Origin of the sequence: Actinomyces sp. oral taxon 897 (assembly GCF_002999235.1) — a bacterium.
GTDB lineage: Bacteria > Actinomycetota > Actinomycetes > Actinomycetales > Actinomycetaceae > Actinomyces.
This window is the reverse complement of the sequence record NZ_CP027236.1, coordinates 2,766,179-2,780,717: the sequence shown is the minus strand read 5'-3', so window position 1 is coordinate 2,780,717 and position 14,539 is coordinate 2,766,179. Positions and strand designations below refer to the sequence as shown.

At 75.2% G+C, this 14,539-nt stretch carries 8 protein-coding genes; 3 read left to right on the top strand and 5 right to left on the bottom strand.

The window, feature by feature from the left end; all coding sequences use genetic code 11:
• Positions 1–118: 118 nt before the first annotated feature.
• Positions 119–562 carry an RpiB/LacA/LacB family sugar-phosphate isomerase gene (locus C3V41_RS10930; RefSeq protein WP_106110278.1) on the bottom strand — a complete coding sequence of 148 codons (444 nt, stop codon included), beginning with the start codon at positions 560–562 and terminating at the stop codon, positions 119–121.
• Between the two features lie 546 nt (positions 563–1,108).
• Between C3V41_RS10930 and C3V41_RS10925 the strand changes: the two genes are divergently transcribed.
• The 3 genes from C3V41_RS10925 (at position 1,109) to C3V41_RS10915 (ending at position 8,490) form a co-directional block, all read left to right on the top strand.
• Positions 1,109–1,963, top strand: a complete 855-nt coding sequence (locus tag C3V41_RS10925) for a class I SAM-dependent methyltransferase (RefSeq protein WP_106110277.1) — start codon at positions 1,109–1,111, stop codon at positions 1,961–1,963.
• A gap of 191 nt (positions 1,964–2,154) precedes the next feature.
• On the top strand, positions 2,155–7,473 hold the full coding sequence (locus C3V41_RS10920; protein ID WP_254423582.1) for a DUF3418 domain-containing protein: 5,319 nt from the start codon (positions 2,155–2,157) through the stop codon (positions 7,471–7,473).
• A 234-nt stretch (positions 7,474–7,707) separates the two neighbouring features.
• A complete protein-coding gene (locus C3V41_RS10915; RefSeq protein ID WP_106110276.1) occupies positions 7,708–8,490 on the top strand; it encodes a potassium channel family protein in 783 nt (260 codons plus the stop codon).
• A gap of 7 nt (positions 8,491–8,497) precedes the next feature.
• Here C3V41_RS10915 and C3V41_RS10910 read toward each other — a convergent pair whose 3' ends face one another.
• From C3V41_RS10910 to C3V41_RS10895, 4 genes are all read right to left on the bottom strand, one after another.
• Positions 8,498–10,348 (bottom strand): dipeptide ABC transporter ATP-binding protein, encoded by a 1,851-nt coding sequence (locus C3V41_RS10910; protein ID WP_174714775.1) that lies wholly within the window; start codon positions 10,346–10,348, stop codon positions 8,498–8,500.
• A 179-nt stretch (positions 10,349–10,527) separates the two neighbouring features.
• A complete protein-coding gene (locus C3V41_RS10905) occupies positions 10,528–12,177 on the bottom strand; it encodes an ABC transporter substrate-binding protein (protein ID WP_106110274.1) in 1,650 nt (549 codons plus the stop codon).
• 193 nt (positions 12,178–12,370) lie between these two features.
• A complete protein-coding gene (locus tag C3V41_RS10900; RefSeq protein WP_106110273.1) occupies positions 12,371–13,360 on the bottom strand; it encodes an ABC transporter permease in 990 nt (329 codons plus the stop codon).
• Positions 13,357–14,424 (bottom strand): ABC transporter permease, encoded by a 1,068-nt coding sequence (locus C3V41_RS10895; protein ID WP_254423581.1) that lies wholly within the window; start codon positions 14,422–14,424, stop codon positions 13,357–13,359. The genes C3V41_RS10900 and C3V41_RS10895 overlap by 4 nt, the downstream gene beginning before the upstream one ends.
• Positions 14,425–14,539: the final 115 nt, after the last annotated feature.

Below are 14,539 nucleotides of genomic sequence, written 5' to 3'. Positions count from 1 at the left end.
ACCTGACCGAGCGGTAGCGCGGGCGCACCCGGGTGGGCACGGGAGCCGGGGCCTGGCCAGTGGGACCTGAGGCGGAGGGGGAGACCGGGCTGTCGTCGCTCAGCAGGTGCACGCCAGCTCAGTGGGCGGCCTCGTAGGCCTCGATCTCACCGACCTTGGGGCCGTAGGCGCTGGCGGGGTCGTGGCGCAGGTCGAGCCAGAGGTCGACCAGGGCCCAGGCGGCAGGGGCGGCAATGACGTTCTGTCCCATGCACAGGATCTGGGCGTCGTAGTTCTCCACCGAGCCGCGGACGGTGAGCAGGTCGTGGGCGGTGGCGGCACGCACGCCCCTGACCTTGCTGGCGGCGATGGCGGTGCCCACGCCGGTGCCGCACACCAGGATGCCGCGGTCGGCCCGCCCCTCGGTAACGGCCTGGCCAGCGAGGAAGGAGACCTGTGGGTAGGTGATGCCAGCCTCGGACAGGTCGGTGACGGCGCTGACGCGCGCGTCGTCCTCCAGGTGGGCCTTGAGCGCGTCCTTGAGGACCGCTCCGTTGTCGGGTGCACCAATGACGATTCGCATACCCCGATCCTCCCAGATCCTGGCGCGCAGCGGGCGTGCACCTGCTGGGCGGCGACGGCCTGCTCCTCACTGAGCAGAAACATCGCCAGGTCACTGTGCAGGAGTCTGGGCGGTCCCACGTAGCCGGCGATCTTGCGGAGCCGCTGCGGGCACGGCATGGCGGAGGAGTGGAGGATGAGTCCCCGGGTGCGCTCGGGGTGGTCCAGGGCGAAGCGGATTGCCGCCGTACCGCCCGCCGAGGCGCCCAGGACGAACTGGACCGGGCTGGACCGGCCGGGGCCGGGCGCTGACGCGCGGGGTAAGCTGCGCCCGAGTAAGTACCGGCGTCGGGCTCTTCGGGGGAGCGTCGCTGGAGGTAATAGCGCTACCTCCACCCCGCCCCCGACGTCGTCCCCCGCCGGGAGCACCCCCACCTCCCAACGGGACAGGACGTCAGTACCGCGCCATCCCCCGGCCTGCCGCCACCGGGCCCATACCCGGCGGCTACGACACGGACGTCATCGAGGCCGCCCGGTCCCCCGACACCGGGCCCATATACTCGCGCCCATGAGCAGCCCCTCGACCCCGGCCGCCTGGTTCGCGGACAACCGCGCCAACTGGGACGACCGGGCCGCCCTCCACGAGGCCTCCGGCTACGGCATCCAGCGCCTCGTGTCCGACCCGGCGGCCATGAGCGACGAGCTCGCCCAGGACCGCGAGCGCCTGGGTGACCTGGCCGGCAGGGACGTCATCCACCTCCAGTGCCACCTGGGCACCGACACGGTGGGCCTGGCCCGGCTGGGGGCGCGGCGCGTGGTCGGCGTCGACCTGTCCGGGGAGTCGCTGCGCAGGGCCCGGGACATCGCCCGCCGCTGCGCAGGGCCTGCCACGGGCATCGAGTACGTGGAGGCCAACGTCTACGACGCCCGCCAGGCGGTGACCGGGGACTTCGACCTGGTGTACACCTCGCTGGGCGTGCTGTGCTGGCTGCCGGACGTCGCCGCCTGGGGGCGGGTGGTGGCCTCGCTGCTGCGCCCCGGCGGGCGCCTCCTACTGCGCGACGACCACCCCGTGTTCATGACCATTGGCGAGGACGTCTCCGACGGCCTGCGCGTGGAGCAGCCCTACTTCGAGCAGGCTGAGCCCCTGACCTGGGACGATGCTGGCAGCTACGTCACCGGCCCCGAGGACGGCCCGGTGGTCTCCCACGGCGTGAACCACCAGTGGAACCACTCCGTGGGCGAGATCCTCACCTCGCTGCTGGGGGCCGGGCTGGTCCTGGACTCCTTTGAGGAGACCCGGCACGCGGCGTGGTGCCCGTGGCCCGACCTCATGGTCCTCGACGAGCAGGGCTGGCGGCTGCGCGAGAACCCTGAGCGCCTGCCCCTCCAGTTCGTCCTCACCGCCCACCGGCCCGCCTGAGGCCGGGCTGGTGGCCGCCCCCAACTGGGTAGGCCGCCCGCCAGCAGCCGGGTGCGACCACCGGGCCCGCACCCCGCACCTGGTCGCGTGGCCGGCCCAGCGCCTCGGGCTGGTGGCCGCCTACCACTGTCAGGCGAAGCACGCGCCCACACTCGGGGGCCGCACCGCCCGTGGGGGACAATGGGGCACCTATGGAGAGTCAGACGCAGCGCACCGAGGACGCCACCACACCAGCAGCCGCGAGCGTCACCGGCCCCGCCCCGAAGACGCAGGACGCCACCGGCACCAGCCGTCCCCCCGGCTCTGACCCGGGCCAGCACGCTCAGGCCCCACGGGGACAGGACCACCAGCGTGAGCACCCACCGCACCGCGGCGGCCGGGCCGGCCGGGGCGAGGGCCGCCGTCCGGGGCGCTCAGGGCGTCCCCGCCGTCCGGACCGCTCCGGCCGCCCGGAGCGCCCAGGCCGCACGCGCCGCGGCCCCTGGCCCGGGTTCACCCCCGAGCAGCTGGCCGCGCGCGCCGCGGCCGTCCCCGCCCTGACCTACCCCGCCGAGCTGCCGGTCAGTGCCCGGCGTGAGGACATTGCGGCGGCCGTGCGGGACCACCAGGTGGTCATCGTGGCCGGGGAGACCGGGTCGGGCAAGACCACCCAGATCCCCAAGATCTGCCTGGAGCTGGGCCGCGGCGTCACGGGGATGATCGGTCACACCCAGCCGCGGCGTATCGCCGCCAGAAGCGTGGCCGAGCGCATCGCCCACGAGTTGGGCACGCCGATCGGCCGTGAGGGGGTGGTGGGCTACCAGGTTCGCTTCACCGACGAGGTCGGCCCCACCACCCTGGTCAAGCTCATGACCGACGGCATCCTGCTGGCCGAGATCCAGACCGACCCCATGCTGCGCCGCTACGACACGATCATTGTGGACGAGGCCCACGAGCGCAGCCTCAATATCGACTTCATCCTGGGCTACCTGGCCCGCCTGCTGCCGAGCCGCCCGGACCTGAAGGTCATTATCACCTCCGCCACCATTGACTCGGCGCGCTTCGCCGAGCACTTCGGGCACCGCGGGGTAGGCGGGGACGGCGAGCCCCTCACCGCGCCAGCCCCCGTCATTGAGGTCTCGGGGCGCACCTACCCCGTGGAGATCCGCTACCGGCCCCTTACCCCGGAGGCCGAGGACGACGGCGCCCCCACCGACGGCGCGCCCCCTCAGGGTGCCGAGGGCTCCCGGGAGGAGGCGGGCGGGGCAGCGGCCCCGACAGGCACAGCCACAGGCACAGGCTCGACAGGCACGGCCCCGGGCTCCCCCGCCCCCGGCCCACCGGCCGCCCCCGGGGAGCTGACCGACGCCGAGCTGGAGGCCCTGACCTCACCCGACCCGGCCGTCCGCTCCGCCGCCCGGGCCCGGCGCCAGGCCGCACGCTCCGCCGTCCGCTCCGCCCCCTCCCCGCGGGGAGGGGGAGCCCGCGGCAGGGGGCAGGCCGGGGGCCAGGCGGGCGCCGGGGGGCGGACAGGCGCCGGTGACCCTGGTGAGCCCCGCGACCAGGTCACCGGGATTCTCGACGCCGTCGACGAGCTCATGGGGACGGGTAGCGGCGACATCCTCGTCTTCCTGGCCGGTGAGCGGGACATCCGTGACACCGAGGCGGCCCTGGTCGACCACCTGGGCCCCCGCTACACCGCTGACGGGCGCGCCCGCACCCCCGGGGCGGTGGAGGTCGTCCCCCTGTACTCGCGCCTGAGCGCTGCTGAGCAGCACCGGGTCTTCGAGGCGCACTCGTGCCGCCGCATCGTCCTGGCCACCAACGTGGCCGAGACCTCCCTGACGGTCCCGGGCATCCGCTACGTCATCGACCCGGGCCTGGCGCGTATCTCCCGATACTCCAACCGCACCAAGGTCCAGCGCCTGCCCATTGAGCCGGTCAGCCGGGCCAGCGCCGACCAGAGGGCGGGCCGCTGCGGGCGCGTGGCCGACGGCGTCGCCATCCGCCTGTACTCCCGCTCCGACTTCGACTCCCGCCCGCAGTACACCGAGCCGGAGATCCTGCGCACCTCCCTGGCGTCCGTCATCCTGCAGATGGCGGCCCTGGGCCTGGGGGCGGTGGAGGACTTCCCCTTCCTGGACGCCCCCGACCCCCGCCAGGTGCGCAGCGGCGTCCAGCTGCTCACCGAGATCGGGGCCATTGAGGCCGAGGGCCGCGACGCCCGGCACCACGGCACCGGCCCACGGGACGAGGCCACCGGGGACCACGGCACCAGCCACAATACCGGTCACAGTGCCAGCCACGGCACCGGCCGTGGCGCCACCCCGCGGCGGGGCCCGCGCCTGACGCCGGTCGGCCGACGCCTGGCGCGTCTGCCCATTGACCCGCGCCTGGGGCGCATGCTGCTGGAGGCCGGGGAGCGCGGCTGCGCCGGGGAGGTCCTGGTGGTGGTGGCGGCCCTGTCCATCCAGGACGTGCGCGAGCGGCCCGCGGACAGGCAGGAGGCCTCCGACGCCCTGCACCGGCGCTTCGCCGACCCCACCAGCGACTTCCTGACCTACCTCAACCTGTGGCGCTACCTGCGCACCCAGGCCCGGGAGCTGTCCGGAAGCGCCTTCCGGCGCATGTGCCGCACCGAGTTCATCCACTACCTGCGGGTGCGTGAGTGGTTTGACGTCCACGCCCAGCTGCGGCAGATGGCCCGCCCCCTGGGCCTGGACGCGGCCCCCGTGGAGCTGCCCACCGCCCGCGCCATCCGGGCCGCCGGCGACGCCCTGGAGGCGGGCACCCAGGCGGCCACCATCGCCCACGGGGACGTGGCCGCGGCTGTCGTGGCCCTGGGCCGCAGCGCGGACACCCCCGACGCCGACGCCATCCACCGCTCCCTGCTGGTGGGGCTGCTGTCCAACGTGGGCAGCTGGGACGAGCGGCGGCGCGAGTACGCGGGGGCGCGCGGCACCCGCTTTACCATCTGGCCCGGCTCGGGGCTGCGTCGCAAGACCTACGACTGGGTCATGACCGCCGAGCTGGTGGAGACGAGCCGGCTGTTCGCCCGCACCGTGGCCAAGGTGGACGCCCGCTGGGTGGAGGAGGCGGCCGGGGCGGCCGGGCTGCTCAGGCGCGTCTACGGCGAGCCGTACTGGTCCACCCGCCACGGGGCGGCCATGGTCCACGAGAAGGTCCTCCTGTACGGCATGACCCTGGTGGCCGACCGCCCCGCCACCCTGGCGAGCGTGGGCACGCAGGCGGCCCGCGAGGTGGCCCGGGAGATGTTCATCCGCTCCGGCCTGGTCGAGGGCGGCTGGCACGCCCGCCACGCCTTCGTGGAGCGCAACCGGGAGCTGGTCGAGGAGCTGGGGGACGTGGAGCAGCGGCGTCGGGTCCACGGGCTGCTGGCCGACGACGAGGTCCTGGTCCGCTTCTACGAGGACCGCCTGCCCGAGGACGTGTACGGGGCCGCCGACTTTGACGCCTGGTGGAAGCGGGAGCGGCGGCGTCGCCCCGACCTGCTGGACTTCACCCGCGACCTGCTGCTGCCCGGCGGGGACGATGCCAGCGGCTACCCCGACACCTGGGTGCAGGGGGACCTGACCCTGGGGCTGGACTACGTCTTCGAGCCCGGCCGCGGCGACGACGGCGTGAGCGTGCAGGTGCCGGTGGAGGTGCTGGGACGGCTGGAGCCTGAGGGGTTCGACTGGCTGGTGGCGGGCATGCGCCCCGAGCTGTGCGTGGCCACCATCCGGGCCCTGCCCAAGCGGGTGCGCCGCCAGCTGGTGCCCGCCCCGGACGTGGGCGCCCAGGTGTGGACGGAGATACGCGCGCAGGTCCCGGGGGCCGACGGCGCCGGGGACGTCAGTGCCCCGCCGCTGCCCTTCCGTCAGGCCTTCACCGCGGCCGTGGCGCGGCTGCGCGACGTGGAGGTCGGTGACGCCGACTGGGAGGCGGTGGAGGAGAACCTGCCCGACCACCTGCGCATGGGCTTCGTGGGCCTGGGACCCGAGGGGCAGGTGCTGGCCCGTGGCAGGGACCTGGTGGCCCTCCAGAGGCGGCTGGCGGAGCGTACCGAGGCCGCCGTGCGCTCGGTGGTACGCGGGGCCCTGGCCCAGGTCATGGCCGAGGCCCGTGAGCGCGACTCCTCCCGCCAGGCCGGACAGGGCCGGGAGGGGCGTGCGGCCCGGGGTGAGGGCGTCCGGGCCGCACGCCCCGGTGGGTCGGCCGGGGCCGGGGCCACCGGGGCGGGCCGGGGCGGGCACGGGGCCGGGCGGCCGGGGCAGGTGGGCCCCGGGGATGTCCCCGGTGCGGGGCGGGGCGCGGGAGCCGGCCTGCGCACGGGCCTGGCCGAGCGCGCGGGGCTGACCAACTGGCCCACCGGGGTACCGGGGCTGGAGGGCCCGCAGGCCTCCACCATCCCGGCCACCGTGGAGTCCACGGGGGCGGCGGGCCTGGTGGTGCGCGGCTACCCCACGCTGGTGGCCTGCGGCGGGGCGGCTCGTCTGCGCCCCGACGCCCAGGAGCGTCCCGCCGGCATCCCGGGACCGGACGCGGGCTCCACGGGCGGACCCGGCCCGGGGAAGGAGCCCGGCCCCGGGAAGGGGTCCGGCCCCCAGAGCCCCAAGAAGGGATCCGGGCCCGGGAGAGGCCCAGGGCCCGGGAAAGGAGCTGGGAAGAACCCGGGGCCCGGGAAGACGGTGGGCGCCACTGGGTCGGCACCGGGTAGCCGTACCGGGCAGGCGCCCCTGGGTGCGGACCTGACCATCCTGCCCGACGCCGGGTCCCAGGAGCGGGAGCACGGGGCGGGGGTGACGGCCCTGGCACTGGCGCGCACGGTCCTGCCGCCCGGGCGGGTGAGCAGCCGGTGGAGCGGGGACGAGGCCCTGGTCCTGGCCGCCTCCCCGTACCGCAGCACCCCGGAGCTGGTGGCCGACCTCCAGCTCGCGGCGGCCCGCAGCGTAGCCTCCCGGTGGGCCGACCAGGCCAGCCGCCCCCTGGCGCAGGTGCGCGAGCAGGCGGTCTTCGAGGACCTCGTGGCCTGGGTACGTCAGCACCTGGAGGACGAGGTCTACCGGCTCGCGGTCATGGTGGTGCGCACCCTCCAGGCGGTGCGCCGGGTGGAGCAGGCGGTGGGGGAGCACACCTCCCTGACCCTGCTCGCCACCCTCCAGGAGGTGCGCGAGCACGTGGCCGAGCTAGTGTACCCGGGGTTCGTGGTCTCCACGCCCACCGAGGAGCTGGCGCACCTGCCGCGGTTCCTGTCCGCCCTGGCCGTGCGGGTGGAACGGGCGGCCTCCTCCCCGGGCGCCGCCGCCCAGGACGCGGCCCTGTCCTACCAGGTGGGCCAGGCCGTGGACCTGGTGGAGGCCGCCCGGGCGCGGGCGTCCGCGCTGCCCCCGGACGCCCACCGCCGGGAGGTGCTGGAGGAGGCCCGGTGGATGGTCGAGGAGCTGCGGGTGAGCCTGTTCGCCCAGACCCTGGGGACCAGCCGCAAGGTCAGCCTCCAGCGGATCTCCCGGCTCCTGGCGAGCATCTGACAGACGCTCTGGGCGTGGGCCGCCACCAGGTGGAACCCGGCTCCTGACAGGCACCCTGGGCGGGTCCGCCCCGCCACGGACGTGGGGACCGGCGTCGGCGATCAGCCGGGAGCAGACGCTGGCCTCGCGCCCCGCCACGGACGTGGGGGACGGCCGCGGCCCGCGTCGTCCCCGGACCGCACAGGGGTGCCCCCGGGTCCTGCATGACCGGGACGGGCCCGTAGGATCCGTGTTATGTCCGTCCGTCCTGCCTCAGAGCGTCTGCGCAGCTGGGAGCACCTGACCGAGTGGCCGATGGCGGCCGCGGCCCTGCTCTTCCTGGGCGCCTACGCCTGGGAGGTGCTGGCCGACCTGCACGGGACCCGGCGCCTGTACGCCGAGGTGGTCATGGACGTCGTGTGGGCCCTGTTCGCCGTCGACTACGCCGCCCGCCTGTACCTGGCCCCGGAGCGGGGGCGCTGGTTCCTCCACCACCTGCTGGACCTGGCCGCGGTCCTGCTGCCGGTGCTGCGCCCCCTGCGCCTGCTGCGGCTCATCGCCCTGGTCAGCGTCCTGCACCGCGGCCCCGGGACGGCCCTGCGGGGGCGGATCACCACCTACACCGCCGGCAGCGTCCTGCTGCTGGTACTCGTCTCGGCCCTGGCGGTGCTGGACACCGAGCGGAAGGCCCCGGGGGCGTCCATCACCACCTTCGAGGACGCCTGCTGGTGGTCCCTGGCGACGGTCTCCACGGTGGGCTACGGGGATCTGTCCCCGCTGACGACCACGGGGCGCGGTATCGCCACGGTCCTCATGGTGGCCGGGGTCGCCCTCATTGGCGTGGTCACGGCGACCCTGGCCTCCTGGGTGGTCTCCCTGGTGACCGAGGAGAACGCCGAGGAGGAGGCGGCCACACGGGCGCAGGTTGCGGCCCTGAGCGCCCAGGTCGCGGCCCTGAGCGCCCAGGTGACCGCTCTGCAGGAGGGGCTGGCGGTGAGCGGGCGCCCGCCGGCCCCCGAGCCGTCGAGACGGAGCTGAGAGACGCTCAGCAGGTGGCGGCCAGGCGGCGCTCGCGACGTCCGGCCTGGAGGACCGGGTCGGGCAGCGGGACGGCCGCCACCAGGCGGCGGGTGTACTCCTGGCGGGGCGCGGCCAGGACCTGCGCCGTCGCCCCCTCCTCCACCACCCTCCCGGCCTGGAGGACCACTGTGCGCCCGGCCACCGCGTCCACCACGGCCAGGTCGTGGGAGACGAACAGGCAGGCGAAGCCCAGCTCCTGCTGCAGGTGGCGCAGGAGGTCCAGGACCACCGCCTGCACCGAGACGTCCAGGGCGCTGGTGGGCTCGTCGGCGACGACCAGGCGCGGTCCCAGGGCCAGGGCCCGGGCTATGGCCACGCGCTGACGCTGCCCGCCGCTCATCTCGTGGGGGTAGCGCTGCGCGTAGGCGGCCGGCAGGCGCACCGCCTCCAGCAGCTCACGCACCCGGGCGCGCCGGGCCGCGGCGTCGTAGCCTCCGTGCACCACCAGGGGCTCGGCCACGGAGGCCCCCACCCGACGGCGCGGGTTCAGGGACGAGGCGGGGTCCTGGTAGACCACGCCGGTGGTCCGGCGCACCGGTGCCAGGACCCGACGCCGGGCCCCGGCCACCTCGGTGCCGCCCACCCGCACGCTGCCCGCGGCCACGGGCACCAGCCCGGTCAGGGTCCCGGCGAGCGTGGACTTGCCCGACCCCGACTCCCCTACCAGCCCCAGGACCTCCCCGGGGGCGATACTCAGGCTGACGCCGCGCACCGCGTGCACGCGGCGCCTCCCGCTGCGGTAGACCACGTCCAGGTCCCGGACGCGCACCAGCGGCTCGGGCGCCGGTGACGGCCCGGACCCGGATACCGACCCCGAGCCGGACCCGGACGCCGGCCCCGACCCGGGCGAGCGCACCTGGCAGCCCGCCGACACGACCGGACGGGGCGCACGGGCCGCCGCGCCGGGCCCCTCCTGACGCAGGGAGTCCAGGCGGGGCACGGCCGCCAGCAGCTCACGGGTGTAGGGGTGGCGGGGGGAGGCGAACAGCTGGCGCACGCCGCCGCGCTCGACCACGCGGCCGTGGCGCATGACGACGACCGTGTCGGCCACGTCGGCCACCACCCCCATGTCGTGGGTAATGAGCAGGACGGCGGTGCCCTCCTTGGTCAGGGAGCGCAGCAGGTCCAGGATCCCGGCCTGCACGGTGACGTCCAGGGCCGTGGTGGGCTCGTCGGCGACCAGGACCGGGGGGTCGCAGGCCATGGCCAGGGCGATGCAGGCACGCTGGAGCTGGCCGCCGGAGAGCTGGTGGGGGTAGGAGCGGGCGATCCGCTCGACCTGCTCCCCCGCCCCCAGGCCCACGCGCCCCAGCAGGGAGCGGACCCGCTGGCCCACCTGGTGGCGGGTGGCGCGGGTGTGGGCGCGCACCGCCTCCCCGATCTGGGAGGCTATGGTCCCCAGGGGGTCCAGGGCGGTGGCCGGCTCCTGGAAGACCGTGCCCACCAGGCGCCCGCGCACGTCGTCAAGGACGTGGCGCGGCGCCCCGACCAGCTCGGTACCCGCCCCGCGCCCGGCCCCAGACCCGGACGGATCCTGGTGCCCGTACCCGGCCGAGCCGGTGGGGGACCCGGGCCCGTACAGGACGGCGGAGCCGGTGACGTGGGCGGTGGGGGCCAGGAGCCCGAGGGCGCCCATGGCGGTGACGGACTTGCCCGACCCGGACTCCCCCACCAGGGCCAGCACGCGGCCGGGCACCAGGTCCAGGTCCACGTCCGCGCTGGCCGGGGCGCTGGCGCCCGCGAAGGCGACCCCCAGGCCGCGCAGGCTCAGCGCCGGGGCGGGGGCAGAGGCAGGGGCCCCACCCGGGTCGGCCACGCCTGACCCCGGGCCAGCCCCGTCCGCCCCAAAGCCACCCGGTCCGGAGTCGGCACCACCCGGCCCGGAACCGGCACCACTGGCACCACCCGGCCCCGACCCGGAGCCACCCGGATTAGCCCCACCCGGCCCCGTGCCGTGAGCACCGCGTCCACCCGGGGCGCCGGTCCCCCGGCCCATCAGGCCCCCACCCCCACCACGAGGTAGTCGGGGTAGGCCGGGAAGGGGTTGACGAAGAAGCCGGCGACCTGTGAGCCGCGCAGGAAGGAGTTGCGGCGGTTGACGAGCGGCACCGCGGGCACGTCCTGGGCGATGCGCCGGTCCAGGGCCGCCCACTTCCGACCGGCCTCGACGGCGTCGGGCTCCGCGGTGGCCTCCGCAATGAGCCGGTCCACCTCGGCGTCGGAGTAGCGCGAGACGTTGTACCCGCCGCCGCCGATCTCCGAGGAGGCGTACAGGGGCTGGATATTGGCGTTGGCACTGGGGTAGTCGGGGTTCCAGGAGACGACGGCCAGGTCGTAGGAGGAGCCGTCCCCCTGGGTGGCGCGCTGGGAGTAGGCGTCCGAGGACTGCGGGTCCAGCCGCACCGTCAGTCCCACCTCGCTCAGGGCCTGCTGCACGGCCTGGGCGACCGCCAGGCGGGCCTCGTTGTTCTGCGTCAGGAGCACCAGCTCGGGCAGCTGCTTGCCGGCCAGGAGCGAGGTGGCCCGGGTGGTGTCCCGCGGGTAGAGGTCGTACTCCTCGCGCCCGGGGATACCGGGGGTGATGTAGGTCGTGGCGACGCCGGCGCCGAGCTCGCCGCCCAGGGCCTGCTGCACGGCGGCCTTGTCCACCGCGTAGGCAATGGCCCGGCGCACGTCCGGGTCGGTGACCCGCTCGGTGTTGACCGCCAGGTAGAGCAGCGGTCCGGGGTCGGAGGTGGCCAGGCGGGCGGAGGCGGAGGGGTCCGCGCTGACCTGGGCGAGCTTGGAGGCGGTGAGCAGCTGGGCGCTGAAGGCGTGGCGGTCGTCCCCGGAGTCGGCGATGAGGCGCTGGCTGACGGTGTCCTCGTCCTGCCCCAGGGAGAAGACGACCGTGTCGGGCAGGCCGAGCCGGACCGCGTCGGTAGCAGCCGACCAGTGCTCATTGCGACTCAACGTCACCGAGACCCCCTGCTTGTACTCGCTGACCACGTAGGGACCCGATGCGAGGGGGTTGCGCGTGTAGGTGGCCGGGTCGTCGCCCTCGGGGACGGGGGCGAAGGCCGGGGTGGAGACGATCCAGGGCCAGTCCCCGTAGGGGCGGGCCAGGGTGAGGACGACAGTCCGCTCGTCCGGGGTGGCCACGGAGTCCAGGTGGGCGCCCTCGTAGGGCCCGGTGTAGCCGCTGGTGCCCGCCAGCAGGGTCTTGTGGTAGCCCAGGCCGCCGGACAGAGCCGGGGCGAAGGAGCGCTCCAGGCCGTGCTTGACGTGGGCGGAGGTGATGGGGGTCCCGTCGGACAGGACCAGCCCCTCCTTGAGGGTGTAGGTCCAGGTCAGGCCGTCGGCGGAGACCGTGCCGGTGTCGGTGGCCAGGTCGGGCACCACCCTCGGCTCCCCGCCGGGGCTGAGCTCCCAGGTGGTCAGGCGGCGGTGGACCAGGCCCAGGGAGGTGACCGCCAGGGACTGGCTCCGGGCGGGGTCCCAGTTGACGTCCGTGTCGGAGCTGAGCACGTAGAGGGTGCCGCCCGCGCTGGGGGTGCCCGAGGCGGGCGCGGTCCCCCGGGAGTTCGCGCCGCAGGCGGCCAGGGTCAGGGTCAGGGAGGTCAGGCCGGTGAGGAAGGCACGGCGGGAGGGCGCGGGACGGGACATGTCGGTCTCCTTAACTTTCCTTGTGGTGGGGCGGGCCGGTGGCGGCCCAACAGGTCGGCGGGCCCTGGCCCCGGAGGTGCGGGCGGGTGGCAGGCGGGGTCGCCTGGCTCCTTCTCGAGGTGCGGGTGCGGGCCGGCGCGGGCGGAGGCCAGTAGCAGGCGGGCGGGGCCGCCGTCGCGCCGCCGGGGCCCGCTCAGGCGGTGCGGGGGTCAATGAGGACGGCCAGGGCGTCCACCACCAGGTTGGCCACGACCACGAAGGCGGCGGCCACCAGGGTGGTGCCCATGACCACGGGCACGTCCGTGCTGCCGACGGCGTCCATGAGCAGGGCACCCAGCCCCGGCATGGAGAAGACCCGCTCGGTGATGACGGCGCCGCCGAGCATGCCGCCCAGGTCCAGGGCGAAGTAGGTGGCCACCGGCAGGCAGACGTTGCGCATGACGTGCCGGCCTATGACCTGCCGCTCGGGCAGGCCCACGGCCCGGGCGGTGCGCACGTAGTCCTCCCCCAGGTTCTCCAGCACCTCCCCGCGCACCATGCGGGCGTAGACGGCCGCGGAGACGAGGGCCAGGACGCACCAGGGCAGGACCAGGTGCCAGGCCCAGTCCAGGGGGGAGTCGGCCAGGGGCACGTAGCCGGAGACGGGGACCACGTCCAGGGTGAAGCCGAGCAGGAGTATGCCCAGCAGCCCCAGCAGGTAGGAGGGTGCGGACACCCCCAGGACGGTGCCGCCCATAATGGCCCGGTCCCAGCGGCTGCCCCGCCTCAGGGCGGAGACGACGCCCGCGGCCACGCCGATCACGAGCCACAGGAGGGAGGCCCCCACCGCCACGGAGGCGGTCACGGGCAGGCGGGCGGCAATGAGGTCGGTCACCGGGGCGGACAGGCGGAAGGAGTAGCCCAGGCAGGGGGCGGTGCAGACGACGGCGCCGGGTCCCTGCCCGAAGGAGCGCCCCGCCACGACCCCGCGCAGGTAGTCCCAGAACTGGGTGTACCAGGGCAGGTCGTAGCCCATGAAGGCGCGGGCGCGCTCCAGGTTGGCCGGGGTGCAGGGCCGTCCGCAGGCCAGGGCGGCCGGGTCGGAGGGCCACAGGCTGAAGACCGCGAAGGTGAGGAAGGTGACGACGACCAGGACCAGGAGGGTCTGGGCCACGGAGCGCAGCAGGGGACGCAGGCGGCTCACCGGGACTCACCGGTCCTGGGGTCCAGGGCGTCGCGCAGGCCGTCGCCGAACAGGTTGAAGGCCAGGGTGACCACGAACAGGGCCGTCCCGGGGACCAGGAGGTACCAGGGGTCGGTGCTCACCCAGGTCACGGCGCTGCCTATGGACCGTCCCCAGGAGGGTGTGGGCGGGGGCACGCCCACTCCCAGGAAGGACAGGGCGGCCTCGGCGGTGATCCGGCCGGGCACGGAGACGGTGGTGAGGACGATGACGGTGGCCACCAGGTTGGGCAGGACCTGGGTGCCCAGGACGTGCAGCTCGCAGGCGCCCATGGCCCGGGAGGCCCGCACGAAGGTCCGGGAGCGGGTGCCCAGGGTGCGGGCACGCAGGACGCGGGCGGTCGACGGCCACCCCAGGAGGCCGATAATGAGGACCATGACCAGGATCCGGTTGGCGGTGGGCGGGACCACAGCGGAGACGGCGACCATGAACACCAGGCTGGGGAACCCCAGGACGACGTCGGTGGCGCGCGACACCAGGGCGTCCCACCAGCCGCCGAAGTACCCCGCGGAGGTACCCAGGACGACGGCCACGGCCGTGGCCAGGGCGGTGGCGCCCATGCCTATGGTGAAGGAGGTGCGGGTGCCCTGGACGACAATGGCCAGCAGGTCGCGCCCGGTCTGGGGCTCCACGCCCAGGGGGTGGGCGGTGCTCACGCCTCCCAGCGCCCCCGCGGGAAGACCCGAGGGTGCCAGGAGGTCGAGGTGGTAGGTGTAGGGGTCCACGCCCAGGAGCCGGGTGACCCAGGGGGCGAGGAGGGCCACGACGGCGGTGAGGACCACCACGGCCCCGCCGGCCACGGCCCAGCGGTCGGAGGCCAGGCGGCGGGCCACGGAGCGGGGGGCGCCGCGCCCGTCCGGGGCGGCGTCGGCGTCGGCAAGGGCCTCAGGACTCTCGCCGGGTGTCCCGGTGCCCCGGGCGGGGAGGGCGGCAGGGGGTGGCGGGGCGACGGCGGGGGCGTCCGGGCGGTCGGCGCCCGCAGGACGGTCGACGGGTACAGGGGCGTCCGGGGTGGACGTGTGCACGGGGCACCTCTCGGGGGATCAGGCGCGCGTCAGGGCGCGCAGGGCGAACGTGGTGTGCGGCTGTCTCACAGACAGCGGCGACAGCACATTCGCTTGAGCATGGGCTCGTGATCCT

What these genes read in the sequence shown, in the direction of transcription:
- C3V41_RS10920 (WP_254423582.1), top strand. Translation starts at nt 2,155, where the DNA reads ATGGAGAGTCAGACGCAGCGCACCGAGGACGCCACCACACCAGCAGCC.
- C3V41_RS10930 (WP_106110278.1), bottom strand. Translation starts at nt 562, where the DNA reads ATGCGAATCGTCATTGGTGCACCCGACAACGGAGCGGTCCTCAAGGAC.
- C3V41_RS10915 (WP_106110276.1), top strand. Translation starts at nt 7,708, where the DNA reads ATGTCCGTCCGTCCTGCCTCAGAGCGTCTGCGCAGCTGGGAGCACCTG.
- C3V41_RS10925 (WP_106110277.1), top strand. Translation starts at nt 1,109, where the DNA reads ATGAGCAGCCCCTCGACCCCGGCCGCCTGGTTCGCGGACAACCGCGCC.
- C3V41_RS10905 (WP_106110274.1), bottom strand. Translation starts at nt 12,177, where the DNA reads ATGTCCCGTCCCGCGCCCTCCCGCCGTGCCTTCCTCACCGGCCTGACC.